At 39.1% G+C, this 23158-nt stretch carries 25 protein-coding genes and 1 other annotated feature; of the genes, 7 read left to right on the top strand and 18 right to left on the bottom strand.

Annotated elements, in window-relative coordinates:
• Position 1 precedes the first annotated feature (1 nt).
• A complete protein-coding gene (locus ABKA15_RS03600) occupies positions 2-631 on the bottom strand; it encodes a CBS domain-containing protein (RefSeq protein ID WP_049513396.1) in 630 nt (209 codons plus the stop codon).
• Between the two features lie 177 nt (positions 632-808).
• Between ABKA15_RS03600 and ppdK the strand changes: the two genes are divergently transcribed.
• Both ppdK and ABKA15_RS03590 read left to right on the top strand, forming a co-directional pair.
• Positions 809-3418, top strand: a complete 2610-nt coding sequence (ppdK, locus tag ABKA15_RS03595) for a pyruvate, phosphate dikinase (protein WP_049513400.1) — start codon at positions 809-811, stop codon at positions 3416-3418.
• Positions 3419-3616: 198 nt separating this feature from the next.
• A complete protein-coding gene (locus ABKA15_RS03590) occupies positions 3617-4045 on the top strand; it encodes a DUF6556 family protein (RefSeq protein WP_049513402.1) in 429 nt (142 codons plus the stop codon).
• A gap of 238 nt (positions 4046-4283) precedes the next feature.
• Here the strand turns inward: ABKA15_RS03590 and ABKA15_RS03585 are convergent, their stop codons facing one another.
• The 7 genes from ABKA15_RS03585 to lepA all read right to left on the bottom strand — a co-directional run bounded on the left by ABKA15_RS03585 (position 4284) and on the right by lepA (position 11837).
• A complete protein-coding gene (locus tag ABKA15_RS03585) occupies positions 4284-5354 on the bottom strand; it encodes an ABC transporter substrate-binding protein (RefSeq protein ID WP_049513406.1) in 1071 nt (356 codons plus the stop codon).
• Positions 5351-6124, bottom strand: coding sequence for an ABC transporter permease (locus ABKA15_RS03580; protein ID WP_049513408.1), 774 nt, complete (start codon positions 6122-6124; stop codon positions 5351-5353). Before ABKA15_RS03580 ends, ABKA15_RS03585 begins: the two co-directional genes overlap by 4 nt.
• Positions 6121-6927: an ABC transporter permease gene (locus tag ABKA15_RS03575; protein ID WP_049513410.1), complete on the bottom strand. Its 807-nt coding sequence runs from the start codon at positions 6925-6927 to the stop codon at positions 6121-6123. The genes ABKA15_RS03580 and ABKA15_RS03575 overlap by 4 nt, the downstream gene beginning before the upstream one ends.
• Positions 6908-8065, bottom strand: a complete 1158-nt coding sequence (locus tag ABKA15_RS03570; RefSeq protein WP_003032878.1) for an ABC transporter ATP-binding protein — start codon at positions 8063-8065, stop codon at positions 6908-6910. Before ABKA15_RS03570 ends, ABKA15_RS03575 begins: the two co-directional genes overlap by 20 nt.
• A 97-nt stretch (positions 8066-8162) precedes the next feature.
• On the bottom strand, positions 8163-9065 hold the full coding sequence (murB, locus tag ABKA15_RS03565; RefSeq protein ID WP_003025014.1) for a UDP-N-acetylmuramate dehydrogenase: 903 nt from the start codon (positions 9063-9065) through the stop codon (positions 8163-8165).
• Positions 9066-9260: 195 nt separating this feature from the next.
• The gene (locus ABKA15_RS03560) at positions 9261-9905 is read right to left on the bottom strand and encodes a hypothetical protein (RefSeq protein WP_049513412.1); all 645 of its coding nucleotides are present in this window, start codon (positions 9903-9905) and stop codon (positions 9261-9263) included.
• 108 nt (positions 9906-10013) lie between these two features.
• Positions 10014-11837, bottom strand: coding sequence for a translation elongation factor 4 (gene lepA, locus ABKA15_RS03555; RefSeq protein ID WP_049513414.1), 1824 nt, complete (start codon positions 11835-11837; stop codon positions 10014-10016).
• Between the two features lie 136 nt (positions 11838-11973).
• On the opposite strand from lepA, the gene ABKA15_RS03550 reads away from it, so the two are divergent.
• Positions 11974-12789, top strand: a complete 816-nt coding sequence (locus tag ABKA15_RS03550; RefSeq protein ID WP_049513416.1) for a Cof-type HAD-IIB family hydrolase — start codon at positions 11974-11976, stop codon at positions 12787-12789.
• Positions 12790-12922: 133 nt separating this feature from the next.
• Positions 12923-14146 carry a peptidase T gene (gene pepT / locus ABKA15_RS03545; RefSeq protein WP_049513418.1) on the top strand — a complete coding sequence of 408 codons (1224 nt, stop codon included), beginning with the start codon at positions 12923-12925 and terminating at the stop codon, positions 14144-14146.
• Positions 14147-14205: 59 nt separating this feature from the next.
• On the opposite strand, the gene ABKA15_RS03540 is transcribed toward pepT, so the two are convergent.
• Together ABKA15_RS03540 and udk are read right to left on the bottom strand one after the other, a co-directional pair.
• Complete coding sequence (locus ABKA15_RS03540; RefSeq protein ID WP_049513420.1) at positions 14206-14886, bottom strand: YoaK family protein; 681 nt, start codon at positions 14884-14886, stop codon at positions 14206-14208.
• Between the two features lie 39 nt (positions 14887-14925).
• Positions 14926-15561, bottom strand: coding sequence for a uridine kinase (gene udk, locus ABKA15_RS03535; protein ID WP_049513421.1), 636 nt, complete (start codon positions 15559-15561; stop codon positions 14926-14928).
• Between the two features lie 104 nt (positions 15562-15665).
• Here udk and ABKA15_RS03530 point away from each other — a divergent pair, with 104 nt between their 5' ends.
• Positions 15666-16655 (top strand): Gfo/Idh/MocA family oxidoreductase, encoded by a 990-nt coding sequence (locus ABKA15_RS03530; RefSeq protein ID WP_049513423.1) that lies wholly within the window; start codon positions 15666-15668, stop codon positions 16653-16655.
• Positions 16642-17727, top strand: coding sequence for a DEAD/DEAH box helicase (locus ABKA15_RS03525; protein WP_186832653.1), 1086 nt, complete (start codon positions 16642-16644; stop codon positions 17725-17727). The genes ABKA15_RS03530 and ABKA15_RS03525 overlap by 14 nt, the downstream gene beginning before the upstream one ends.
• Before the next feature lie 51 nt (positions 17728-17778).
• Here ABKA15_RS03525 and ABKA15_RS03520 read toward each other — a convergent pair whose 3' ends face one another.
• The 7 genes from ABKA15_RS03520 to ABKA15_RS03490 all read right to left on the bottom strand — a co-directional run bounded on the left by ABKA15_RS03520 (position 17779) and on the right by ABKA15_RS03490 (position 22391).
• The gene (locus tag ABKA15_RS03520; protein ID WP_186832654.1) at positions 17779-19143 is read right to left on the bottom strand and encodes a polysaccharide deacetylase family protein; all 1365 of its coding nucleotides are present in this window, start codon (positions 19141-19143) and stop codon (positions 17779-17781) included.
• Between the two features lie 101 nt (positions 19144-19244).
• Positions 19245-19631: a VOC family protein gene (locus ABKA15_RS03515; protein ID WP_186832655.1), complete on the bottom strand. Its 387-nt coding sequence runs from the start codon at positions 19629-19631 to the stop codon at positions 19245-19247.
• A gap of 278 nt (positions 19632-19909) precedes the next feature.
• Positions 19910-20269, bottom strand: coding sequence for a 50S ribosomal protein L20 (rplT, locus tag ABKA15_RS03510; protein WP_000124834.1), 360 nt, complete (start codon positions 20267-20269; stop codon positions 19910-19912).
• 46 nt (positions 20270-20315) lie between these two features.
• A complete protein-coding gene (gene rpmI, locus ABKA15_RS03505; protein ID WP_003025048.1) occupies positions 20316-20516 on the bottom strand; it encodes a 50S ribosomal protein L35 in 201 nt (66 codons plus the stop codon).
• A gap of 33 nt (positions 20517-20549) precedes the next feature.
• Complete coding sequence (infC, locus tag ABKA15_RS03500) at positions 20550-21080, bottom strand: translation initiation factor IF-3 (protein WP_003025051.1); 531 nt, start codon at positions 21078-21080, stop codon at positions 20550-20552.
• Positions 21081-21095: 15 nt separating this feature from the next.
• Positions 21096-21225: a sequence feature (ribosomal protein L20 leader region), on the bottom strand.
• Between the two features lie 26 nt (positions 21226-21251).
• Positions 21252-21929 (bottom strand): (d)CMP kinase, encoded by a 678-nt coding sequence (gene cmk, locus ABKA15_RS03495; RefSeq protein WP_049513427.1) that lies wholly within the window; start codon positions 21927-21929, stop codon positions 21252-21254.
• A gap of 9 nt (positions 21930-21938) precedes the next feature.
• Positions 21939-22391, bottom strand: coding sequence for an SAG1386/EF1546 family surface-associated protein (locus ABKA15_RS03490; protein ID WP_049513428.1), 453 nt, complete (start codon positions 22389-22391; stop codon positions 21939-21941).
• 45 nt (positions 22392-22436) lie between these two features.
• On the opposite strand from ABKA15_RS03490, the gene ABKA15_RS03485 reads away from it, so the two are divergent.
• Positions 22437-22634 carry a ferredoxin gene (locus tag ABKA15_RS03485; RefSeq protein WP_003040052.1) on the top strand — a complete coding sequence of 66 codons (198 nt, stop codon included), beginning with the start codon at positions 22437-22439 and terminating at the stop codon, positions 22632-22634.
• Here ABKA15_RS03485 and ABKA15_RS03480 read toward each other — a convergent pair.
• Positions 22621-23115 (bottom strand): EbsA family protein, encoded by a 495-nt coding sequence (locus tag ABKA15_RS03480; protein WP_003040420.1) that lies wholly within the window; start codon positions 23113-23115, stop codon positions 22621-22623. The two genes, ABKA15_RS03485 and ABKA15_RS03480, sit on opposite strands and share 14 nt — an antisense overlap.
• Between the last annotated feature and the right edge of the window lie 43 nt (positions 23116-23158).

Below are 23158 nucleotides of genomic sequence, written 5' to 3'. Positions count from 1 at the left end.
TTTATCTATTCACTTCTGCATTTCTAGCTTCTTGGATAATAAAGTTCAGCAAAGCCGACTTCGTAATTGTTCCGATAATATGACCTTCATTTTGCTCCTCCACAACAGGCAAGGAATCAATGGCAAAATCCTGCAAAAGTGCCGCAGCTTCAAGGATATTTAAATCTTTATGGCAGGTTTTTATATGCGGCATTCTGGTCATGCAAACAGCTACTGGTGTCACATCAATATTGGCATTAAGCGCCGCTCTTAACAAATCCTTTCGCGACAAAATGCCCAGTAATTGCTTTTTTTCATCTATCACATAGAGAACATCTGCATCATACATAAATAAAGTAATAATGGCATCTTGAATAAACGAATCGTGCGCCACCAATACTGGTGAGGTCATGACATCTTCAACTTTCTTCTGAAAAGTATCAAAGAAAAAGAGCGTTTCCAAATCCGAACCAGCATAAGTGTAGCCAACTTTCGGACTTGCTTTTAAAATCCCCACTAAGGTTAGAAAGGATAAATCTGAGCGCAAAGTTGCCCTAGACACATCTAGCAATTCTGAGATTTTTTCCCCGCTGACCGGTTGATCTTTCTTTACAATCTCAACGATCTCTTTTTGTCGTTTTGTTAATTTCAACTTTTACTCCTTTTCCAATATCAATTTCAAATCATTATTATGTGTCATATTATAACAAATAAAACTCGTTTATCAACGATTTATGATTTATTTTTTTCAGTTGACAAACATATATGATGGATATTGCAATGTATTTGTCTTTCATTATGACACACATTTGATAAATTGGATGCAAAAATGGATAAATGGATTTATTCTTTTGAAGAAGGACGCGCTGAAGACAAGGCGCTACTAGGTGGTAAGGGTGCCAATTTGGCAGAAATGACCCATTTGGGGCTGCCTGTACCTGAGGGATTTACGATTACAACTCAAAGTTGTCTACGTTATTTAGAAACTCCTTCCTTTTTTGAATCTATTTTAAAAGAGGAAATTTTGAAAGCGATTACTAAACTAGAAACCAAAACGAATAAATTTTTCATGGGGAATGAACCCTCACTACTACTGGTTTCTGTCCGTAGCGGAGCTAAAATTTCTATGCCTGGTATGATGGACACGATTCTCAATCTTGGTCTAAATGACTTGCGTGTTCAGACTTTAGCAGATGCGACAAATGCCAATTTCGCTTACAATTGTTATCGGCGTTTATTGCAGATATTTGCTGATGTCGTTTACGGCATTCCCAAAGAAGAATTCGACCAATGCTTAGAAAAAAACGAAAAACAGTTGAGTAAGAAGGTCAATGACTTTTCAAAAGAAGAACACCAATCACTTATTCAACAATATACAGAACTCTATCAAGAACACTATCAAAATTTCCCACAAAACCCTAAAGAGCAACTCTACGCTGCTATCAAAGCGGTATTCAAATCATGGAACAACCCACGCGCTAAAGTCTACCGTGAACTAAACCACATTCCACATGATTTAGGTACGGCTGTCAATGTCCAGAGTATGGTATTTGGCAATAGCGACCAAAAAAGCGGCACAGGCATTGTTTTCACCAGAAATCCTGCCACTGGTGAACATCATCTGTTTGGGGAATTTTTGCTCAATGCGCAAGGAGAAGATGTCGTTGCCGGTATTCGAACTCCAGAGCCGATTGACTCTCTTAAACGGATCTTACCGCAAGCCTATGAAGATTTCTGCAACTACGCCAAGGTTCTTGAAAAACACTACAAAGATATGCAAGATATTGAATTTACTATTGAAAAAGAAAAACTTTATATCCTGCAAACTCGAAACGGAAAAAGGACGTCTAAAGCAAGCTTAAAAATTGCTTTGGATTTAGTGAATGAAAAAATGATTTCAAAGCAAGAAGCTCTCCTACGAGTTAGCCCTTCTGCCATTACCCAACTGATTCACCCTGTTTTTGAAGAAAAAGCTTTAACATCAGCTCATCACTTAACTCAGGGGCTTCCCGCTAGTCCAGGTGCCGCAACAGGAGAAATTGTCTTTACTGCCGAGCGCGCCAAAGAATTTCATGCACTTGGAAAGAAAGTGATTTTAGTTCGCCAAGAAACTTCTCCCGAAGACATTGAAGGAATGGTAGTTAGTCAAGCAATCGTGATCAGTCAGGGTGGCATGACTTCTCATGCAGCCGTTGTAGCTCGTGGCATGGGCACTTGTTGTGTCGCAGGATGCGGAGAATTATCTATCAATAAAGACGGAAAAACACTTGTATGCGGTAAGGTAACCTTAAAAGAGGGAGACATCCTTTCTGTAGACGGCACTTCCGGCAAACTCTACATTGGAAGCATTCCAACCACTATGATTGATAATAATGACGAATTACAACTGTTCCTTTCTTGGGCAGATGAAATGGCACAGCTAACCGTTCGAGCGAATGCCGAAACCATTCAAGATTTGAAAACAGCTGTTCAATTTGGAGCCAAAGGCATTGATCTTGCTCGTACAGAGCATATGTTCTTTGGTGAGGAACGGATTTTAGAAATGCGCAGATTTATTTTATCAACGAATGAAATCGAAACTAAGTCTGCTTTAATGACACTTTTGACTTTCCAAGAAGAAGATTTCTATCAGATGTATCAAACCATTCAAGATAAACCGATGATTGTCCGCTTGCTAGATCCGCCCATGCACGAATTTTTGCCAAAAACACAACAGGAAATTGAGCAATTAGCTGGGAAATTGCAAGTACCTCTTGATACACTAATGCGGAAAATCACTTCTCTGCAAGAAACGAACCCAATGCTGGGACATCGTGGTTGCCGCTTGGGAATTACACAGCCTGAAATTTATAAAATGCAAGTTGAAGCCATTTTTAATAGCGCTATAAGACTAGCCAAAGAAGGCATGGTCATTAAACCAGAAATCATGATTCATTTAATCGCAGAAAAGGCGGAGTTGATTTCAATCAAAACATCTCTTTGTCAGCATATTGATAACATTTTCAAGAAACATCACATGCAGCCATTTCCTTATGAAATCGGGACAATGATTGAATTGCCGCGCGCCTGTTTTATTGCAGACCAACTAGCTGAAGAAGCCGATTTCTTTAGTTTTGGTACCAATGACTTGACGCAAATGACCTATGGTTTTTCTCGTGATGATATTGGAAAATTTATCCAGCATTACAAAGACAAAGAAATCATGTCATTTGATCCATTCCAAACCATTGACCGAGCTGGAGTTGGAGTGCTCATGAAAATAGCTATTTCTAAAGCTCGTCAAGTGAAGCCAGAACTTCCAATTGGCATTTGCGGTGAAGTCGGAGGAAATCCAGCTTCTATTCCTTTCTTCCAAGAGATTGGCATTACTTATGTTTCTTGCTCACCTTATCGCGTTCCTGCTGCACGATTAGCTGTTGCGCAAGCACATCTTTCCTAGTTCCTTCCTTATAAGTGAATCAGCTCTTTCTATCTGCTAACAGGACAGACAAGGATGGAGCTGATTTTTTGTAAAAGGTGATTTTTTCAATCGCTTTTCAATCGCTTTACATGAAATTTTCAACATTCTAAATTTTTTTAAGACAATTTTAAATAAAGAGGGTATAATGAAGATGAGAAAGGAGATTATCAACTTACAATGGAAAATTATTCTCGAAAAAACAAAACTTCAACTACTAAAGAAGAAAAAGCGCCTACTCGCCACCATATCAAAAAAGGGCTGTCTGCTTTTCAGAAGACCCTTGCTACGATTGGGAGTATTCTTGGGATTATCACTGCAACAATTACAATCTTGACTTTCATGAACAATAATAAATCTGATACCAAGACAAAAAGTAGCCAGACGACACAAACAACTATTATCAAAGAAATTCAGAAAGAAACAACAACAGACGGGGCTAAGTCTAGCGACACAACAGCTGCGAGTCAAGGCGCAACAGAAACGAGTAGCGCTAGTTCGGACACCACGCAGTCTAGCAATACATCAAGCGATACTAGCTCTAGTCAGACAAGCAGCACAACGACTGACAACGACACAAATACAACTACTTCAAGCTCTAGCAATTAAAAAAGCGGAAGCGAGACAACCAATCAGACCAAGGTCTAGGAGTTGCTCAACTTCCGCTTTTTTATATTTAATTTTATACTCAATGAAAATTAAAAAGTCTGAAAGAGCTTTGATGCATGAACCCTCCCCACGACTCCAACTAGCTTCCAGAATGTTTTTGATGGAGACCTCGTTTTCTTTATCCGCAGACTTTAACAGTCCGGTGGCTAACAAGGTTTGAAACAATTTTCACGGAGCATTATTTCCGATACATTTTCACTTGAAGATACAAGTCATTATAAATTCCCAGCCACTTAGTGCCGAGTTGTTGATAGACTTCTAAGTGCTTCATTGTTTCTTCATCTGGGTAAAAGGCTTTGTCCTCTTGAATTTCTTTTGGCAGCATCGCCTTAGCAGGCATGTTAGGCGTTGAGTAGCCAACATATAAAGCATTTTTATAGGCATTTTCAGGTCTTAACATAAAGTTAATAAATTGATAAGCAGCTTTTTTATTTTTAACTGTTTTAGGAATGACAATATTGTCAAACCAAAGATTGCTGGCTTCTGTTGGAACAACATAGCGAAGTTTGTCGTTTTTCTCTAACATTTGCCGTGCTTCTCCTGAAAAACTAACGCCAATCGCCGCATTGTTTTGAATCATATAGCCTTTCATCTCGTCTGCTACAATGGCTTTGATATTCGGTGTCAACGTATAAAGCTTATCAACTGCTTCTTGTAATTGCTTAGTATTTTTAGAATTGAGGCTATAACCTAAAGCATTTAGCCCGACACCCATTACCTCGCGCGCTCCATCAATCATCATAATAGAGTTTTTATACTCAGATCGCCACAAGTCACTCCAATGATTAGGTGCTGTTTTGACCAATTCCGTGTTGTAGACAATGCCAAGCGTTCCCCAAAAGTAAGGAATAGAGTATTTATTTTGGGGATCAAATGATTGATTTAAAAACCGATTTCCAATATTTTCTAAGCCTTTAATCTGAGAATGATCCAGCTTTTCTAATAAGTGCTCCGACATCATTTTTGAAATCATGTATTCACTGGGAATAGCAATATCGTAGGTTGTCCCGCCCTGCTTAATCTTCGTGTACATGGATTCGTTAGAATCAAAGGTTTCATATTGGACTTGGACACCGGTTTCTCTGGTGAACTTCGTCAGCAACTCTGGATCAATGTAGTCTCCCCAATTGTAGATGACCAATTTGTCACCATTCCCGCTTTTTGTCCGACTTTCAATATGATAGCTCACTCCCCAAAGGACAAGGATAATGGCAACAATGCCCATTAAAAATGAATAGAGCTTTTTCATGCTTCATCCTCCTTCTCACGAGAAATAAAGTAATAGCCAATTACCAAAAGAATACTGAACAGAAATACCAAAGCTGAAAGAGCATTGATTTCTAGGGAAATTCCTTGCCGAGCACGCGAGTAAATCTCAACCGACAAGGTTGAAAAACCATTTCCTGTCACAAAGAACGTCACAGCAAAGTCATCTAGAGAGTAGGTGAAAGCCATAAAGTAACCGGCAATGATAGCTGGCGTCAGATAAGGCAGCATGATTTCCTTGAGCATCTGAACTTGGCTTGCTCCTAAATCATAGGCCGCCTTAATCATGTCATCATTCATCTCTTTTAACCGTGGCAATATCATCAAGACTACGATAGGAATTGAAAAGGCAATATGACTCGCCAAAACGGATAGAAAACCTAATTGAAATTTGATAGTTGTAAAAAGAATTAAGAAACTTGCCCCAATCATGACATCTGGCGCTACCATAAGGATATTATTAACCGATAAAAAGGCGTTCTGGTATTTCTTTTTGGCTTGATAAATATAAATGGCACCAAATGTTCCGATTGCTGTTGCGATCAAAGAAGATAGAAAGGCTAAGAAAAAAGTTTGTGCTAAAATGAGCATTAGGCGAGTATCACTGAACATATTTTGAAAATGCGTCAGACTAAAGCCTATAAACTTGTTCATATCATCGCCAGCATTGAACGCATAGCCAATCAAATAAAAAATCGGCAAATAAAGAATTAAGAAGACGACTGTTAAATAAATACTAGCAGTTTTTTTCATCGCTCTCCCCTTTCTTTCGTTGCCCACATGATAACGAGCATGGCTACAATCAAGACAACACCAATGGTTGAGCCCATGCCCCAATTTTGTGTAGTCAGAAAATGCTGCTCAATGGCTGTACCTAGCGTAATAACACGATTGCCACCGATCAAACGCGTCAGCATAAAAAGACTGAGACTGGGAATAAAGACTGACTGCACACCACTTCTAACGCCATTCATAGATAAAGGAAAAACGACACGACGGAAGGTTTCCCAACGATTGGCACCAAGATCATAGCTGGCATTGATCAGATTTTGGTCCATGTCCTCTAAAACATTAAAAATCGGCAATATCATAAAGGGCAGTTCAATATAACTGGCTACAAAAATAAAAGAGAAATCTGTAAACAGGATTTGCTGAGGACCAATCCCAATAAAATTTAAAAATTGATTGACAGAGCCATTTTGCCCGAAAATCCCAATAAAAGCATAAGCTTTGAGAAGGAGATTGACCCAGGTCGGCAAGATAATGAGCATCAACCAAAGCTGTCTGTGTTTTAATTGCGTCAATAAAAATGCCGTTGGGTAACTGATTACTAAAGTGACAACTGTGATAATCCCCGCATATAAAACAGAGTTCAAACTCATTTTGAGATAAGTCAGATTTTGCGAAGCGAAGTAAGTCTTGTAGTTTTCAAGGGTAAATTGACCTTCGACATTGAAAAATGACTGCCAAACAATCATGGCAACAGGCGCCAATACAAATAATAATATCCAAAGAATATAAGGAGCAACAAAAAGATTAGAGGTTGTTTTCTTCATCGCGTTCCTCCTCAATGGCATTGATTAAGCCTGCTTCTTGCTCTTCCATTTCGACATATTCTTCAATCCGAGCGTCAAACTCTTCCTCTGTTTCATTGAGACGCATGATATGAATATCTTCTGGTTCAAAGTCCAGACCAATTTCTTCTCCGACAATGGCTTTGCGAGTCGAATGAATCATCCACTCATTGCCCAAGCCATCATAAGCGATGATTTCATAATGCACTCCGCGGAAGAGCTGCGTATCAACCTTAACTTGTAGTTTTCCTTCTTCCGGAAGTGTAATCCGTAAATCTTCTGGACGAATGACGACTTCCACCTGCTCATTAGGACGCATTCCTCCATCAACAGCTTCAAATCGTTTGCCATTAAATTCGACCAAATAGTCTTCAATCATCTTGCCAGGAAGAATATTGGATTCCCCGATAAACGTCGCTACAAAGTGATTGATAGGTTCATCATATATATCAACAGGTGTCCCTGACTGCACAATCTCTCCGTCATTCATCACAAAAATCCAGTCGCTCATAGCCAGCGCTTCTTCTTGGTCATGGGTGACAAAGACAAAGGTAATCCCCAGACGCTGTTGCAATTCCCGCAATTCATACTGCATGTCTGTCCGCAACTTCAAATCTAGTGCAGACAAAGGCTCATCTAGCAAAACCACACGCGGTTCATTGACAATAGCTCGCGCAATAGCAACCCGCTGACGCTGACCACCAGAAAGTTTGCGAATAGAGCGTTTCTCAAAACCGTCCAAACGTACCATTTTCAAGACTTCCGCAACCCGACGTTCTACTTCTTGTTTTTCAACTTTACGCAAACGCAACGGAAATGCCACATTTTCAAAAACAGTCATGTGCGGAAAAAGGGCATAGGACTGAAACACCGTATGCACATCACGTTTGTTGGTCGGAATATCGTTGATTCGGACGCCATCAAGAAAAACATCACCGCTTGAAGCATCTAACAAGCCAGCGATGATATTTAGAATGGTTGATTTTCCTGATCCAGATGCGCCTAGAAGTGTGTAAAATTTGCCTTCTTCTAACTCAAAATTGATGTCCTTTAAAACGACTGTATTGTTATCTTCAAAAACTTTTGATACGTTTCTAAATTCAATGATTGGTTTGTTCAATTGCCATAAATTCCTTCTTTTTCATAGATTGACAGATTAAAGTCTTGTCCTGACTGATTTTTTTAGAGAATAATATGAATGTTGCCACTAGAGACACTCATTTCTCCCCAATAATTCGGACTTCTCTTTCCAAAGTCACACCAGAATGAGCTTTCACTGTCTCAATCACATGTGCAATCAAATTTTCATAATCTGCTGCAGTTCCATTATCAACATTGACCATAAAACCTGCATGCTTTGTAGAAACTTCTACCCCACCAATGCGATGCCCTTTTAAATTTGCTTCACTAATCAATTGCCCTGCGAAATGCCCTACCGGACGTTTAAAAACAGAGCCACAAGAAGGATACTCTAATGGCTGCTTCAATTGACGAAGGTGGGTCAAACGTTCCATTTCTTGACGAATCACACGGTGCATTCCTGGTGCTAAGGCAAACTTAGCAGAGATCACCACATCACCTGTCTGTTGAACATAGGAACGACGATAGCCAAATTTCATGTCTTGAGCACTAATATTTTTGATTTCTCCATCCCGTGTCAACACTTTACAAGAAAGTAAAATATGCGAAATTTCACCACCATAAGCGCCAGCATTCATAAAGACAGCTCCACCAATGCTCCCTGGAATCCCGCAAGCAAATTCAAAACCTGTCAGGCTATGATGAAGTGCAATATGAGTCGTTTCGATAAGATTAGCACCCGCTTCTGCTTCAATGGTGTAGCCATCCACTGCCACTCCATTTAATTTGTCAAACATAATGACAAAACCACGAATACCACCATCGCGAACGATGATATTGCTAGCATTCCCTAGTACCATCCAAGGAATCTGCTCCCGATTAGCAAATTTCACCACTCGTGCCAATTCATAGCGATTTCGCGGGAAAACCAAATAATCAGCAGCTCCACCTACTTTGGTATAAGTGTATTGTTTCAAAGGTTCATCAAAACGGATATCAATTCCGTTTAATTCTGATTTTAACATTTCTAAAGTTGACATTTTTTCTCTCTCTTAAACAAAATTCAATCTATTATACCAAATTTAGCAAATATTTACGATAAATTGAAGAAAAATATTCTTTCAAAAAAGGTCCAAATCATGGCTGAAGCCTTTATTATAGGTTTCCCAAACTATTTAAAAAGTGGATTGAAATCGCGATGTTTGTAAAATCACAATTTGAACTCCACTTTACTTTTAAATTTTTGTTTTTTCTTTACTCAAGCTCCATGTATTTTCGATATAATTAATGAACTTTATGAGTGTTGCTCGATCGCCCTCGAATGCAATGAGATAAACTTTCTCGTCTTTTTTGAAAATCCAACTAATCAAGTATTGACCTGATTTCATTATAACATTGACTTGATAAGCTTCGTTACCTGCAACCGTGCTTTTTGAACCCCAAATTTTCTTTACGCCTGCATTGTTTTGCCAATTGTAGTAAATGCGATTAGCAATCGTTTGTGCCGTAAATTCTTCTCTTTCTTTGATGTTGGCTTTTTCTTTCGTATAGCCATTCATGGTCACAATATTATAGGCAGAACCATCTGTATATTGAATACTATCGTCACCATTTACATCAGTAAACTTCACCCACTTTTTAGGAATATCAATATAACCGTAATCATCCGAACCAACACGTTGCATTTCTTCCATCTTCACATCTTTTTTCGTAGCATTTGATGAACTTGAGCTACTGCTTTCTTTTGCAGAGACTCTACTTGACGAAGATGACTGTTGTGATGATTTTGGTTTATTCCCTCCGCTTGAACTACATGCTTCTAGTGTAAAGATAAGGAGTACCGCTAAAAATAAAATCAGCCAGCTCTTTTTCTTCTTCATAACTAATTCCTCCTATCTTTTTATTTTAGCATATTTATTTAGAGTTCACAATTATTTCACGACACAAGAAAAGAGAGCATTCAACTCTCTTTATAACTTTTGTACATATCACTCATCATCCATGCTGAGGACGCTGAGGAACGCTTCCTGAGGCACTTCAACAGATCCGATTGCTTTCATCCGCTTCTTACCAGCCTTTTGTTTTTCCAAGAGCTTACGTTTACGAGAGACATCTCCACCATAACATTTGGCAAGTACATTTTTCCGTAGAGCTTTGATGTCTGTCCGTGCCACAATTTTCTGACCGATTGCTGCTTGAATCGGCACTTCAAATTGCTGACGCGGAATAATTTTCTTTAATTTTTCAACAATCAATTTTCCGCGTTCATAGGCAAATTCCTTGTGAACAATGAAGCTAAGAGCGTCTACTTTGTCGCCATTAAGGAGAATATCCATTTTAACGAGACTTGATTTGCGGTATTCTGAGATTTCATAGTCAAAGCTAGCATAGCCACGAGTTGAGGATTTTAGTTTGTCAAAGAAGTCAAAGACAATTTCTGCCAACGGGATTTGGTAGATGACATTGACTCGATTTTCATCGATATAGTCCATGGTCACAAAGTCACCGCGTTTACGCTGAGCCAATTCCATGACTGCTCCGACAAATTCCTGCGGCACCATAATCTGTGCTTTGACATAAGGCTCTTCAATGGAATCAATCTTGGTCGGTTCTGGAAATTCGCTCGGATTGGAAACATCAAGGGCTTCGCCGTCTGTCATATTAACCTTGTAGATAACCGACGGTGCCGTCATAATCAAGTCAATATTAAACTCTCTCTCCAAACGTTCCTGAATCACATCCATGTGGAGCAAACCAAGGAAACCACAACGGAAGCCAAAACCTAGTGCCTGAGACGTTTCGGGTTCAAATTGTAGACTGGCATCATTAAGCTGAAGTTTTTCCAAAGCTTCCCGCAAATCATTATATTTATTGGATTCAATCGGGTAAAGACCAGCAAAAACCATTGGGTTCATTTGCTTGTAGCCATGAAGTGGTTCATCTGCTGGATTATTCGCCAAGGTTACTGTATCGCCAACCCGAGTATCCTGAACAGTCTTGATAGAAGCCGCAATATAGCCAACATCACCCGTTGCGAGAAAATCTCGTCCAACGGCTTTTGGAGTAAAAATACCAACTTCGGTCACATCAAAAATCTTGCCATTGCTCATCAGCTGAATAGTATCGCCCGGTTTGACCACTCCGTCCATCACGCGCACTTGCAAGATAACTCCACGATAAGCATCATAAACCGAGTCAAAAATAAGAGCCTTGAGTGGTGCAGTCACATCTCCTGTCGGTGCAGGAACTTTCTCTACGATTTGCTCTAAGATTTCTTCAATCCCGATACCAGCTTTAGCCGAAGCCAACACAGCTTCACTTGCGTCCAAACCAATGACATCTTCAATCTCAGTCCGCACCCGCTCTGGGTCAGCAGCTGGAAGGTCAATTTTATTGATAACCGGCAAAATTTCTAAATCATTATCCAAGGCGAGATAGACATTGGCTAAAGTTTGTGCTTCAATGCCTTGTGCTGCATCAACCACCAAAACAGCCCCTTCACAAGCTGCTAAAGAACGAGAGACTTCATAGGTAAAATCCACGTGTCCTGGTGTGTCAATCAAGTGAAAAATGTAAGTTTCACCGTTCTTGGCAGTATAGTTGAGTTCAATCGCATTGAGCTTAATGGTAATGCCCCGCTCCCGCTCCAAATCCATGCTATCCAAAAGCTGAGCCTGCATTTCTCGACTCGAAACCGTCTCCGTTGCTTCCAAAATTCTGTCTGCCAAAGTTGATTTACCGTGATCAATATGCGCAATAATAGAGAAATTTCGAATCTTCTCCTGCCGTTTTTTTAATTCATCTAAGTTCATTTTTCTCATCCTTTTCGGGTATTCTATTTATTATAACATAAGGCAGGTGACTTTTACCAGTCTTGAAAAAGCGTTCCATATCCCGTTTCATTTGTGATATAATAAAAGCAAATACATTTACAGAAATGAGGGTGCTATGATTAAATTAATCGCATTAGATATGGATGGCACACTTTTAAATAGCCAAAAGGAAATTCCCCAAGCACATATTGATGCTATTCATGAGGCAGTTGAAAACGGAGTAAAGCTCGTTCTTTGTACAGGTCGTCCCTTGGTCGGAGTGAAACCTTACTATGAACAACTAGGATTGAGTGGAGAAAACGAATATGTCATCATCAATAACGGCTGCTCTACTCATCAAACCAAGGATTGGAATCTTGTTGCTTGGAAAGAGTTGAGTGTGGAAAACATTCTTTACTTGGATACAATTGCCAAGCAAACTCCTGCCCAATTGACTCTTTTTGATGAAGAACGTTATTTAGTGGTAGACGAAAAGCCAAGTGAGCTAGTCACCTATGACGCTAGTCTTGTTTTTACAACTCCCACAGAAATCAGCCTCAAAGAAGCTATTAGCGGCAAGAATATCATGTTCCAAGCTATGTTTCTAGCACAGCCTGATGAATTAGACACCTTTGAAAAGCAATTTGCAAGCCAGATTTGCCAGCATTTCAGCGGTGTTCGTTCCCAACCAGTCATTTACGAAGCTATGCCCAAAGGCACTACTAAAGCGACTGCTCTTAGGGAATTAGCTCAACGATTAGATATCAACCCCCAAGAAATTATGGCAATCGGTGACGCCAATAATGACATCGAAATGCTAGAGTTTGCAGGTCTTGGTGTGGCTATGGGAAATTCCAGTGATTATGTAAAAAAACTCGCTGATTACGTTACAGATAGCAATGATGAAAACGGTGTTGCCACAGCTATTGAAAAACTCATTTTGAATAACTAATAGGATGAATCATGAGCTTCTTTTCAAGTTCATGATTTTTATTGAAACATATTGTCATTCTTTCACTATTTGTAGATAGCCTTCCCTCCAAAAATATGATACACTAATTACATCTATGCAAAAAGGAGAACTTATGAACTACCCTACTCTTTTAGAACGTTTTTTGACTTATGTAAAAGTAAATACGCGTTCAGATGAACATTCTACGACGACACCAAGCACACAAAACCAAGTAGATTTTGCCAATAACATCCTCATTCCTGAAATGAAACGCGTTGGCTTGGAAAATGTCTACTACTTACCTAACGGCTACGCTATCGGCACTCTTCCTGCAAATGACCCAAGTTTCATACGCAAGATCGGTCTCATTTCCCACATGGACACCGCAGACTTCAATGCAGAAAGTGTCAATCCGCAAATCATTGAAAATTATGACGGTGGCGTGATTCCGCTAGGACAATCTGGTTTTAACCTTGACCCTGCTGATTTTGATAGTCTGAAAAAATATAAGGGACAAACCTTGATTACAACTGATGGAACGACTCTTCTCGGCTCTGATGATAAATCAGGTATTGCTGAAATTATGACAGCCATTGAGTATTTAACAGCTCATCCTGACATCAAGCACTGCGAAATTCGAGTTGGCTTTGGTCCAGATGAAGAAATTGGTGTCGGAGCTGACAAGTTTGATGCGACAGATTTCGATGTAGATTTCGCTTATACGATTGACGGTGGACCGCTCGGTGAACTTCAATTTGAAACCTTTAGCGCAGCCGCAGCTGACATTACTTTCCAAGGACGCAATGTCCACCCAGGCACTGCCAAAGGACAAATGATCAATGCTCTGCAATTAGCCATTGACTTTCATAATCAATTGCCAGATGGTGCTCGTCCAGAGCTGACAGATGGCTACGAGGGTTTCTATCACCTTATGAATGTAGAAGGAACTGTCGAAGAAGCAAAAGCAAGTTATATCATTCGTGACTTCGACACAGCAACTTTTGAGCAACGCAAAGAACTGATGCGCTCTATTGCCGATAAGATGAATACAACGCTTGGAGGCGAACGTGTTCAGTTAGAGCTTAAAGATCAATACTACAATATGCGCCAAGTCATTGAAAAAGACATGACACCTATCAATATTGCAAAGGCTGTTATGGACAAATTGGACATCAAATCGATTATCGAACCTATTCGTGGCGGAACAGACGGCTCAAAGATTTCCTTTATGGGGATTCCAACACCAAATATCTTTGCTGGCGGAGAAAACATGCATGGACGCTTTGAATATGTCAGTCTGCAAACAATGGAACGCGCCGTTGATACTATTATTGGTATCGTTTCTTACAAAGACTAACATTCCATAACTCTATCAAAAAACTGCAACTCTCATCAAAGCTGAGTTGCAGTTTTAATTTATCTTCTGCGAATGTATTGCACCATTCTAAAAGTTAAAAATGCTAGTAAAATAATAGCTACGAGCCAGATTGTTTTCAACAAATAAAATTGTATCAAATAAGTGGAAACAATGGCTCCTGTCACAAAACTTCCTAATAAAGCAACGAAGAAAATACCTTCCGCTAAGTAAGCTTTTTCTTTTGTCCGCACATAAGTACCAAAAGCAACCATCGTTTTTTTGATATTGCCCGTCATAAAGGAATTATTGTAGACAATACCGTCCACTTCACCAAAAGCTGTTGCCACCAACCCCATACAAAAACCAATCGGTGGAACAATGAAAAGGTTGGACACAGTTACTGATAGAAATCCTGTAAGCCCACAAACCAAAATCAGTGGAAGAATGCTGGATAAGCGCCATAAAGAATTTTCAAAGTTATTTTTGAAAATAGTTAGCACAAAAATGCCTAGCATAAAAGCCAGCATCGTTGCTAACTTCACTTCTATTTCTCCTGTCTCATGATGAATCAATTCAACTGACAAGAAAACAACGTTTCCTGTTTGGCCCGCAACCAATGTCCCGCCTCTTTCAATAAATGTATAAGCATCAATAAATCCCGCACAAAAAGTCAGCAGACCGGCAAAAAATTTCGAGCGCGAATGAAACTCTCTTTTTCTTTTTACATTATTTATCATCATCACCTAAAAAGTCTAGCAATTCCTCACTAGACTTCCTTTCTATTGCTCTCTTGCTTCCTGCAAGATTTTTTCAATTTTCGTTGTAATCAAGTCAATTGCTACTGTGTTAGAAGCTCCTTCTGGAATAATCACATCCGCATAGCGTTTTGTCGGCTCGATAAATTGATGATACATAGGCTTTACCACACCTAGATACTGCTCAATGACACTATCTAAACTACGTCCACGCTCATCCATATCTCGCTTAATCCGACGAATAATCCGAACATCATCATCCGTATCCACAAAAATCTTAATGTCCATTAAATCACGTAAGCGTTTGTCCTCTAAAACCAGAATTCCTTCTACAATAAAGACATCTTGTGGATCTTGACGATACGTTTTATCACTGCGTGTATGAGCTGTATAATCATACGTCGGAATATCTACTGGACGTCCTGCCAACAATTCCTTGATTTGCGCAATCATCAAATCTGTATCAAAAGCAAAAGGGTGGTCATAGTTGGTCTTAATTCGCTCTTCAAACGTCAAATGTGACTGATCCTTATAATAAGAATCATGCTCAATCATAGAAATCTTTTCATTTGGGAAATTTGACAGAATGGCTCTTGAAACACTCGTCTTACCGCCACCAGAACCACCTGTTACGCCAATAATAATCGGTCTATTTTGCATTATTCACTCCATTTTTTATCATCTTATCTATTTTACACCAAATCATGATATAATGAAAGAGGTAAATTAAAATAAATGACAAGACAAAAAATAAGGAGAAAACGATGTTAAAACTCGGAACGATTGGAACAGGAGACATTGTTCACCAATTTGTCAAGGCTGCTCATTCGACAAAAGAGTATCAATTGACTACGGTATATTCACGGACGATACAAGCTGCTCAAGCATTTGCCAGTCATTATGAAAATGTAGATTGCCACACAGATATGGCTGATTTTTTAACTAGTGATATAGACATTGTCTATATTGCAAGCCCTAATTCTCTGCATTTCCCACAAGCAAAAGCTGCTATTTTAGCTGGCAAACATGTGATTGTGGAAAAGCCCGCTGTTTCCCGCCCAGAAGAATGGGCTGAATTGGTAGCATTGGCGCAAGAACAGCATGTTTATATCTTTGAAGCGGCTCGAAATTATCATGAGCAATCATTTGATGTCATTTCAGATTTTCTCAAAAATAAAACGATCCTTGGAGCACATTTCACCTATGCGAAGTATTCTTCCAAAATGCCAGCTCTGTTAGCTGGACAAGAGCCAAACGTCTTTTCTGCTAAGTTTTCAGGCGGTGCTCTAATGGACTTAGGTATCTATCCTGTCTATGCAGCCATACGACTTTTTGGAGCACCAGAAAATGCTTATTACACCGCTCAGCAGTTACCAAATACCGTTGATCTAAATGGAGTAGGAAGTTTAATCTATCCAGAATTTCAAGTGACTATCCAAACCGGAAAAAATATCAATAGCTTTTTCCCTGCTGAAATTTACACAACAGACGGTACGCTAACCTTAAATTCAATCGAATTCATCACTTCTGCTGTTTTCCAAAATCTAAACAAGGAGAAAACAACTCTTGAAATCACACGCTCTTCTCACACCATGGCTGAAGAAGCCAAACGATTCGCTCAAGTATTGAGCGGTGAGATAAAACAAGAAATTTACCAAAACTGGTTAGACGCTGCTGCAACCGTGCATAAAACTCTGTTTAGCATGCGACAAGATGCCGGTATTAGATTTGAGGCTGATCATGACAACAACTAATTTCCCTCAAAGTTGGCAAGACCAACTCACCAAACTTGGCTTTGAGCATTTAACTCCCATTCAAGAGCAACTCTTTCAACCTATTACAGACGGTGAAAATGTCCTTGGGATAAGCCCTACCGGAACTGGAAAAACACTTGCCTACCTTTTCCCAACTCTTCTAAAACTAAAACCTAAGAAATCCCAGCAATTACTTATCTTAGCTCCCAACACTGAGTTAGCTGGACAGATTTTTGACGTTACTAAAACGTGGGCTGAACTACTTGACTTAACAGCTCAACTCTTTCTATCTGGTTCCAGTCAAAAACGACAAATTGAACGATTAAAAAAAGGTCCTGAAATTCTCATTGGTACGCCAGGACGCATTTTTGAACTCATCAAACTAAGAAAAATCAAAATGATGAATGTTGATACAATCATTCTGGATGAATTTGATCAACTGCTTAGCGATTCGCAATATCATTTCGTTCAGCAGATCCTGCACTATGTACCACGTGAACATCAATTGATTTACATGAGTGCGACTGCTAAGTTTGACCAAGACAAGCTTGCTGAAAATACTCTGCTCATCAAACTAGAAGATCAACAGCTTGACAATATTCAACATTTTTATATGCAGGTCAAGCAGCGCGACAAGGTTGAATGCTTGCGAAAGCTTGCTCAAGTCTCAGAATTTCGTGCCTTTGTCTTTTTCAATGCTCTCTCAGACTTAGGAAATGCTGAGCAAAAACTACAATATCGTCAGATTCAGGTCGTGTCTCTGGCAAGTGATGTCAATGTCAAATTCCGCAAAGTCATCTTGAACCAATTTAAAAATGACGAACTCACACTCTTACTTGCTACTGACTTGGTAGCTAGAGGAATTGACATTGATTCTCTCGAATGTGTCATCAACTATGACCTGCCTCGCGATCTTGAAACCTATACCCATCGCGCTGGACGAACCGGCCGTATGGGCAAAGAAGGATCTGTCATTACATTCGTCAGCCACCCAGAAGAATTAAAAACGCTTAAAAAATATGCTCACGTTCAAGAAATTATCTTAAAAAATCGTGAACTTTATGTAAAATAAAAAGAGTATAGAAAAAGGATAGGAAGCAATCATTTCTATCCTTTTTTCTATCTAATTTGCACCGTAATACAGCCGATGTCCTTCCAATCGATGATTCAGAAGTTCACTAACTGTAACCAAAGTGTACCCATTCTTTTGCAAATATTCAATCACACTCGGCAAGGCATTAATGGTTGTTTGATGAATGTCATGCATTAAAATGATTGATCCTGGACAAGTCTGCTTTTTCACTTGCTCCATGATAGATGCAGTATTGCGATTTTTCCAATCCAAGCTATCCACATTCCACATGATGAAAGACATATCAACAGCATTTCGGATTGTATCGTTGATAGCTCCATAGGGCGGACGCATCATTTTTGGACTCTCTCCGATAACAGCCCGCAGTGCTGCTTGTGTATCCTCAATCTGTTTTTTCGCTTGTTCAAGAGCAAGAGTTGGTAACTGCGGATGACTCCAACTATGATTGCCAATCTCATGCCCCTCATCGTGAACACGTTTGACAAGTTGCTCATTTCCAGCTACATTTTTCCCCAACATGAAAAAGGTTCCTTTGACATGGTATTTGGCTAAAATATCCAAAGCCTGCGATGTCGTTGCTGCATTGGGACCATCGTCAAACGTCAAAGCTACTAATTTTTGCTGTTTTTTAGCTTGATAGGACTGATAAGCTGCCAAATCCTCTCCCTTTAAATAATGCTCATCAATTGCCTCATATAAGGCTGGTAAGGCGATTGCTACCTTTGAAACTCGCTCATTGTTTTTATAAAATAGATTGAGTTTTCCTTTTTCATAACTGAATGTCCATTGGGAGATATCTCTTGTTTGAAATTCTTGTAGAGTCTTCTGTCCTTCTGTTTTATGGAGAGTGGTGATTTGCTGCTGCATTTCTTCTAGCAATATCTTTTTGGCGTGCTCAGCATTTTTAAAAAGTCGATTTAAGCTAAACAATTTATTGTCAGACGACATGTAAAGCGAGTCCAAAACCTCTTCTCTAGCCTTTCCAACTTTAGTAGTCAACACTGGATAAGATAGTCGCTTGATTTCAACTTGCTTTACTCCAGAAAAATTTGTCTCTGTAAAATGACTCACATAAAAAATAAGTTTATCGTATTGCGATACTTGACTTTGTTTATCTGAAAATTTCTGAATATCGGCATTGATTTTCTCTTTAATAACACCAATATCTTGCTTACTCTCTGTTAATGGATAGTAAGACGTAATGAGCCGACTTCCTACACGTCCTGTCTGCTTTCGTACTGAACCCTGATGATATTTTGTATCTGCCTTTTTCAGAACTTGTGAAATTTGTTGATTTAATTTTCTTTCTTGCAGTAATTTTCTAATCCGAAAACTCCCAAAAATAATAATCATTAAAAAAGCGACATTTAGGACAATGAGAAGTATTTTTTTCACTACACTACCTTTCTATCTCGTCTCTTTCGTTTAAAAAAGACTTTACCTACTAAAAAAGGCTAAAATAGTTTCAAGCCTTTCATTTGCAATTATTTACAAACTTATAAAGTTTTTTCTTGAATCACTTCAACTTTATAACCATCCGGATCCTTAATAAAGTAATAATTCGGCTTTGTTCCAGGAAGTCCATTTGGCTGTGTAACCTCATATCCTTTAGCAGTGTGTTCAGCGTGAAGCTGTAGCAAATCAGCCGTACTCAAAGCTACATGAGCAAATCCATCGCCAATCACATAAGGTCCATGGTCATAGTTATAAGTTAATTCCAACTCATAATCATCACCTTCAAGCCCCAAATAAACAATTGTAAACTGATGTTCTGGGAAGTCCTTGCGCCGCAATTCTTTAAATCCAAATGCATCTGCATAAAATGCAATAGATTTTTCTAGATTTTCCACTCGCAAGCAAGTATGCAACATTTTCGAAGCCATAACATCCTCCTTTGCTTTTTTCCATTATATCCTAAATCACGAATTTTCTCCAGCTTCAGCTATGAAGAAAAAATAAGGAGTGGGATAGAACTAAACAAAATTTAGTCTTATCCCGCTCCTATAAAGTTGCTGAGTTAAAAAACAAATAGCCCTGAGATTTGTTTCGCACATTCTATCTTGCAATCTCAAGGCTCTCCTTTGAACAATCAACCATTGCGTCGTTGGTCTATGACACAGTATAATTTAAGGCTGGAAACATTCTCCCAGCCTATTTTTCATTATTTACCTAATTTTGCTTTAGCTGCATCTGCAAGAGCTGTGAAAGCTGCTGCATCGTTGACAGCTAGGTCCGCAAGCATTTTACGGTTGACTTCAATTTCAGCCAATTTCAAACCGTGCATCAATTGTGAGTATGACAAACCATTCATACGAGCTGCCGCATTGATACGAGTAATCCACAATTTACGGAAATCACGTTTCTTTTGACGACGGTCACGGTATGCATAGTAATAAGAATTCATTACTTGTTCTTTTGCTGTACGGAACAAGATATGTTTTGCACCATAGTAACCTTTAGCTAATTTTAAAATACGTTTACGACGTTTGCGTGATACAACGCCACCTTTAACACGTGCCATTTATATTTCCTCCAATATTTCCTAGAATAATCTGCTACAAAATCTCTTATTTAAGACCTGTCAGCATTGCTTTGATACGTTTGAAATCTCCTGAATGCACCATTGCTGCTTTACGAAGATGACGACGTTGTTTTTTAGTTTTTCCGTGGAAACGGTGAGAAGTGTAAGCACGAAAACGTTTCAAGCCACCAGAACCTGTACGTTTGAAACGTTTAGCTGATGCGCGATGTGTTTTTTGTTTTGGCATGATATTTTTCTCCTTTTTCTAACTTCTGACAGATTACTTTTTGTCAGGGATTGGTGCTAATTGCATGAACATTTGACGTCCATCCATTTTAGCTCTCTGCTCAATAATCGCAATGTCTTGCGTTGCTTGAGCAAAGTCGGCTAATACTTTAGCTCCGATTTCTTTGTGAGTAATCATCCGCCCTTTAAAGCGAATAGAAACCTTCACTTTATTTCCTTTTTCAAGGAACTTGCGTGCGTTGCGAAGTTTTGTATCAAAGTCACCTTTATCAATCGTTGGACTGAGACGAACTTCTTTCACAGTAACAACACTTTGTTTTTTGCGCTGTTCTTTTTGTTTTTTCTGATACTCAAATTTGAACTTTCCGTAGTCCATAATTTTCGCAACAGGTGGTTTAGCTTGTGGTTGAATTAGAACAAGGTCCACATTTGCATCGTCGGCAATTGCTTGCGCTTCGCTAAGTGGTTTAATGCCTAATTGTTCACCATCAAGACCGATCAAACGAACTTCACGCACACGAATTTCATCATTGATGAATAAGTCTTGTTTTGCTATGGTTTTCACCTCTTTTTTATTTTTAGAGAAAAACAAAAGCGGACTTGCTAACGCAAGCCCGCACTACATGATAGTATTTCATTTCTGAAACTTAATCCGTAGAGCCAGACAACGTTAGTCGCAAGGCGAGAAGTTCTCACTTCTGCTTTTCTCAACTTTTATATGATACCAAGTTTTGGATTATTTGTCAAGGATTTTTTTAGCTTTTTCTTCGATAAAAGCCACAACTTTAGCAATTCCAACACCCGTTGTATCAAAATGAATGGCGTCAACTGCTGGTTTTAAAGGAGAAACCGCTCGGTGACTGTCTTTATAGTCCCGCTCTGCAATTTCTTTTTTCAGAGTTTCCAAGTCCGTCGGAATGCCTTTTTCACGATTTTCTTTATACCGACGCTCAGCTCTTTCGTCAACTGAGGCTACGAGAAAAATTTTTAATTCCGCATGAGGCAATACAACCGTTCCAATATCCCGACCGTCCATAACGATACCGCCTTGAGCAGCAATTTCTCGCTGTAAATCAACCAACTTTTCTCGTACTTCTGGAATTGCAGACACCCAAGAGACATTGTTGGTCACTTCGTTTTCACGAATCGGATGCGTCACATCTACATCTCCGACAAAAACAAGCTGCTCCCCATTTTTATCACGCCCAAAACTAACTGGATAAGTGTCTAATAATGCGATAATTTCAGGCCACTTTTCTGCCGATAAATCATTCTTTAAAGCTAAGTAAGTCGCCGCACGATACATAGCGCCTGTATCCAAGTAAGTGTAGTCGAAATCTTTCGCAATAATCTTGGCAACCGTTGACTTTCCACTTGAAGCCGGACCATCAATGGCGATTTGAATTTGTTTCATTCTATACTCCTATCGAATTTTCACCACATCACCCGGATTGGCATACCAAGCACCTGTTGTCATATGAGAAGGATTTAAACGCTCCAATTCAGCGATTGAAATTCCCGCACGCGCAGCAATGGAAGCCTCTCCTTCTCCAGCCTGAACGGTAATCGTTCCTTCTGATGATTGGGTTTGACTGCTATCACTTGTTGCTGCAGAAGAAGCCGAAACACTAGAACTTTCACTAGATTTGCTTGTAGTTTTTGTAGCATTATAAAAGCCCTCTGTTGCTGCCTTTTTGCTGCTTCCGCCAGTTGATAAATAAATCATCATTCCTACAATTGCAATCACCATGATGAAAAAAATAACCGCTAAAATTGTTAACACACGATTGGCCATTGCACCATTCGATTTTTTACTTCTTGTCAATTCTTTTTCTCCCTTGTCGTAAATATCTTCTTCCCATGGTTCCTTTGCCATGACTTCCTCCTTGTATTTTTTCCAAATTCCGATTACAATATGAATATGAAAGTTACACTCATTCCTGAACGGTGCATTGCCTGCGGGCTTTGCCAAACCTACTCTAACTTATTTGATTACCACGACAATGGCATTGTCAAATTTTATCAAGATGATGAATTGCTAGAAAAGGAAGTTCCTGAAACAGCTGATGTTATCGAAGCCATCAAAAACTGTCCTACAAAAGCTCTTAAGAAAGAGTAGTTTTTTTAGGATGAGCATAATAGGTTTCAAAATAGTCTACGTGGGTTAAGTTGTCCATTAGTTCAACCTCTCCTTTAAAATGGTCATTCAAAGCCAAAGCATTTACAAAATATTTTTTAGGCCACTTACGCATACAAAACGTACGGCCTTTTTCTTTGCCATCAAAGAAAAGAGTAATAGAAGTTTTTGTCACTTCTACTTTACGAATTGTTGAAATTTCAATCTTTGAAGGTGTGAATGGATTTGCCGTAGTAATTCTCAAAATCCCGTCATCGTATATAGTGAAATACCTATGTACACCAATCCCTAACAAGACCATAAAGAGAAAGAAAGAGAAAAGAACTAAAAACGGAACTTCTGAACTCTCAAATAAAAATGCAAAACCTATAAAAATCGGAATGACCGATAAAGACCAATAAATGATTAGAAGAGAAAGATCTGGTTGCCAATGATAGCGCAACTGACCAAATATCTTTATCATGTCTACACCTCCTCTTATATAGTTTATCATAAAAAAAAGAAAA

Source organism: Streptococcus sp. KHUD_010 (assembly GCF_040207525.1).
GTDB lineage: Bacteria > Bacillota > Bacilli > Lactobacillales > Streptococcaceae > Streptococcus > Streptococcus hominis.
This window is presented reverse-complemented; position numbering and strand designations above follow the sequence as displayed.

Coding starts and splice junctions, on each gene's coding strand:
- ppdK (WP_049513400.1), top strand. CDS start 809: ATGGATAAATGGATTTATTCTTTTGAAGAAGGACGCGCTGAAGACAAG.
- ABKA15_RS03590 (WP_049513402.1), top strand. CDS start 3,617: ATGGAAAATTATTCTCGAAAAAACAAAACTTCAACTACTAAAGAAGAA.
- ABKA15_RS03585 (WP_049513406.1), bottom strand. CDS start 5,354: ATGAAAAAGCTCTATTCATTTTTAATGGGCATTGTTGCCATTATCCTT.
- ABKA15_RS03580 (WP_049513408.1), bottom strand. CDS start 6,124: ATGAAAAAAACTGCTAGTATTTATTTAACAGTCGTCTTCTTAATTCTT.
- ABKA15_RS03575 (WP_049513410.1), bottom strand. CDS start 6,927: ATGAAGAAAACAACCTCTAATCTTTTTGTTGCTCCTTATATTCTTTGG.
- murB (WP_003025014.1), bottom strand. CDS start 9,065: ATGTCAACTTTAGAAATGTTAAAATCAGAATTAAACGGAATTGATATC.
- ABKA15_RS03560 (WP_049513412.1), bottom strand. CDS start 9,905: ATGAAGAAGAAAAAGAGCTGGCTGATTTTATTTTTAGCGGTACTCCTT.
- lepA (WP_049513414.1), bottom strand. CDS start 11,837: ATGAACTTAGATGAATTAAAAAAACGGCAGGAGAAGATTCGAAATTTC.
- ABKA15_RS03550 (WP_049513416.1), top strand. CDS start 11,974: ATGATTAAATTAATCGCATTAGATATGGATGGCACACTTTTAAATAGC.
- pepT (WP_049513418.1), top strand. CDS start 12,923: ATGAACTACCCTACTCTTTTAGAACGTTTTTTGACTTATGTAAAAGTA.
- ABKA15_RS03540 (WP_049513420.1), bottom strand. CDS start 14,886: ATGATGATAAATAATGTAAAAAGAAAAAGAGAGTTTCATTCGCGCTCG.
- udk (WP_049513421.1), bottom strand. CDS start 15,561: ATGCAAAATAGACCGATTATTATTGGCGTAACAGGTGGTTCTGGTGGC.
- ABKA15_RS03530 (WP_049513423.1), top strand. CDS start 15,666: ATGTTAAAACTCGGAACGATTGGAACAGGAGACATTGTTCACCAATTT.
- ABKA15_RS03525 (WP_186832653.1), top strand. CDS start 16,642: ATGACAACAACTAATTTCCCTCAAAGTTGGCAAGACCAACTCACCAAA.
- ABKA15_RS03515 (WP_186832655.1), bottom strand. CDS start 19,631: ATGGCTTCGAAAATGTTGCATACTTGCTTGCGAGTGGAAAATCTAGAA.
- rplT (WP_000124834.1), bottom strand. CDS start 20,269: ATGGCACGTGTTAAAGGTGGCGTTGTATCACGCAAACGTCGTAAACGT.
- rpmI (WP_003025048.1), bottom strand. CDS start 20,516: ATGCCAAAACAAAAAACACATCGCGCATCAGCTAAACGTTTCAAACGT.
- cmk (WP_049513427.1), bottom strand. CDS start 21,929: ATGAAACAAATTCAAATCGCCATTGATGGTCCGGCTTCAAGTGGAAAG.
- ABKA15_RS03490 (WP_049513428.1), bottom strand. CDS start 22,391: ATGGCAAAGGAACCATGGGAAGAAGATATTTACGACAAGGGAGAAAAA.
- ABKA15_RS03485 (WP_003040052.1), top strand. CDS start 22,437: ATGAAAGTTACACTCATTCCTGAACGGTGCATTGCCTGCGGGCTTTGC.
- ABKA15_RS03480 (WP_003040420.1), bottom strand. CDS start 23,115: ATGATAAAGATATTTGGTCAGTTGCGCTATCATTGGCAACCAGATCTT.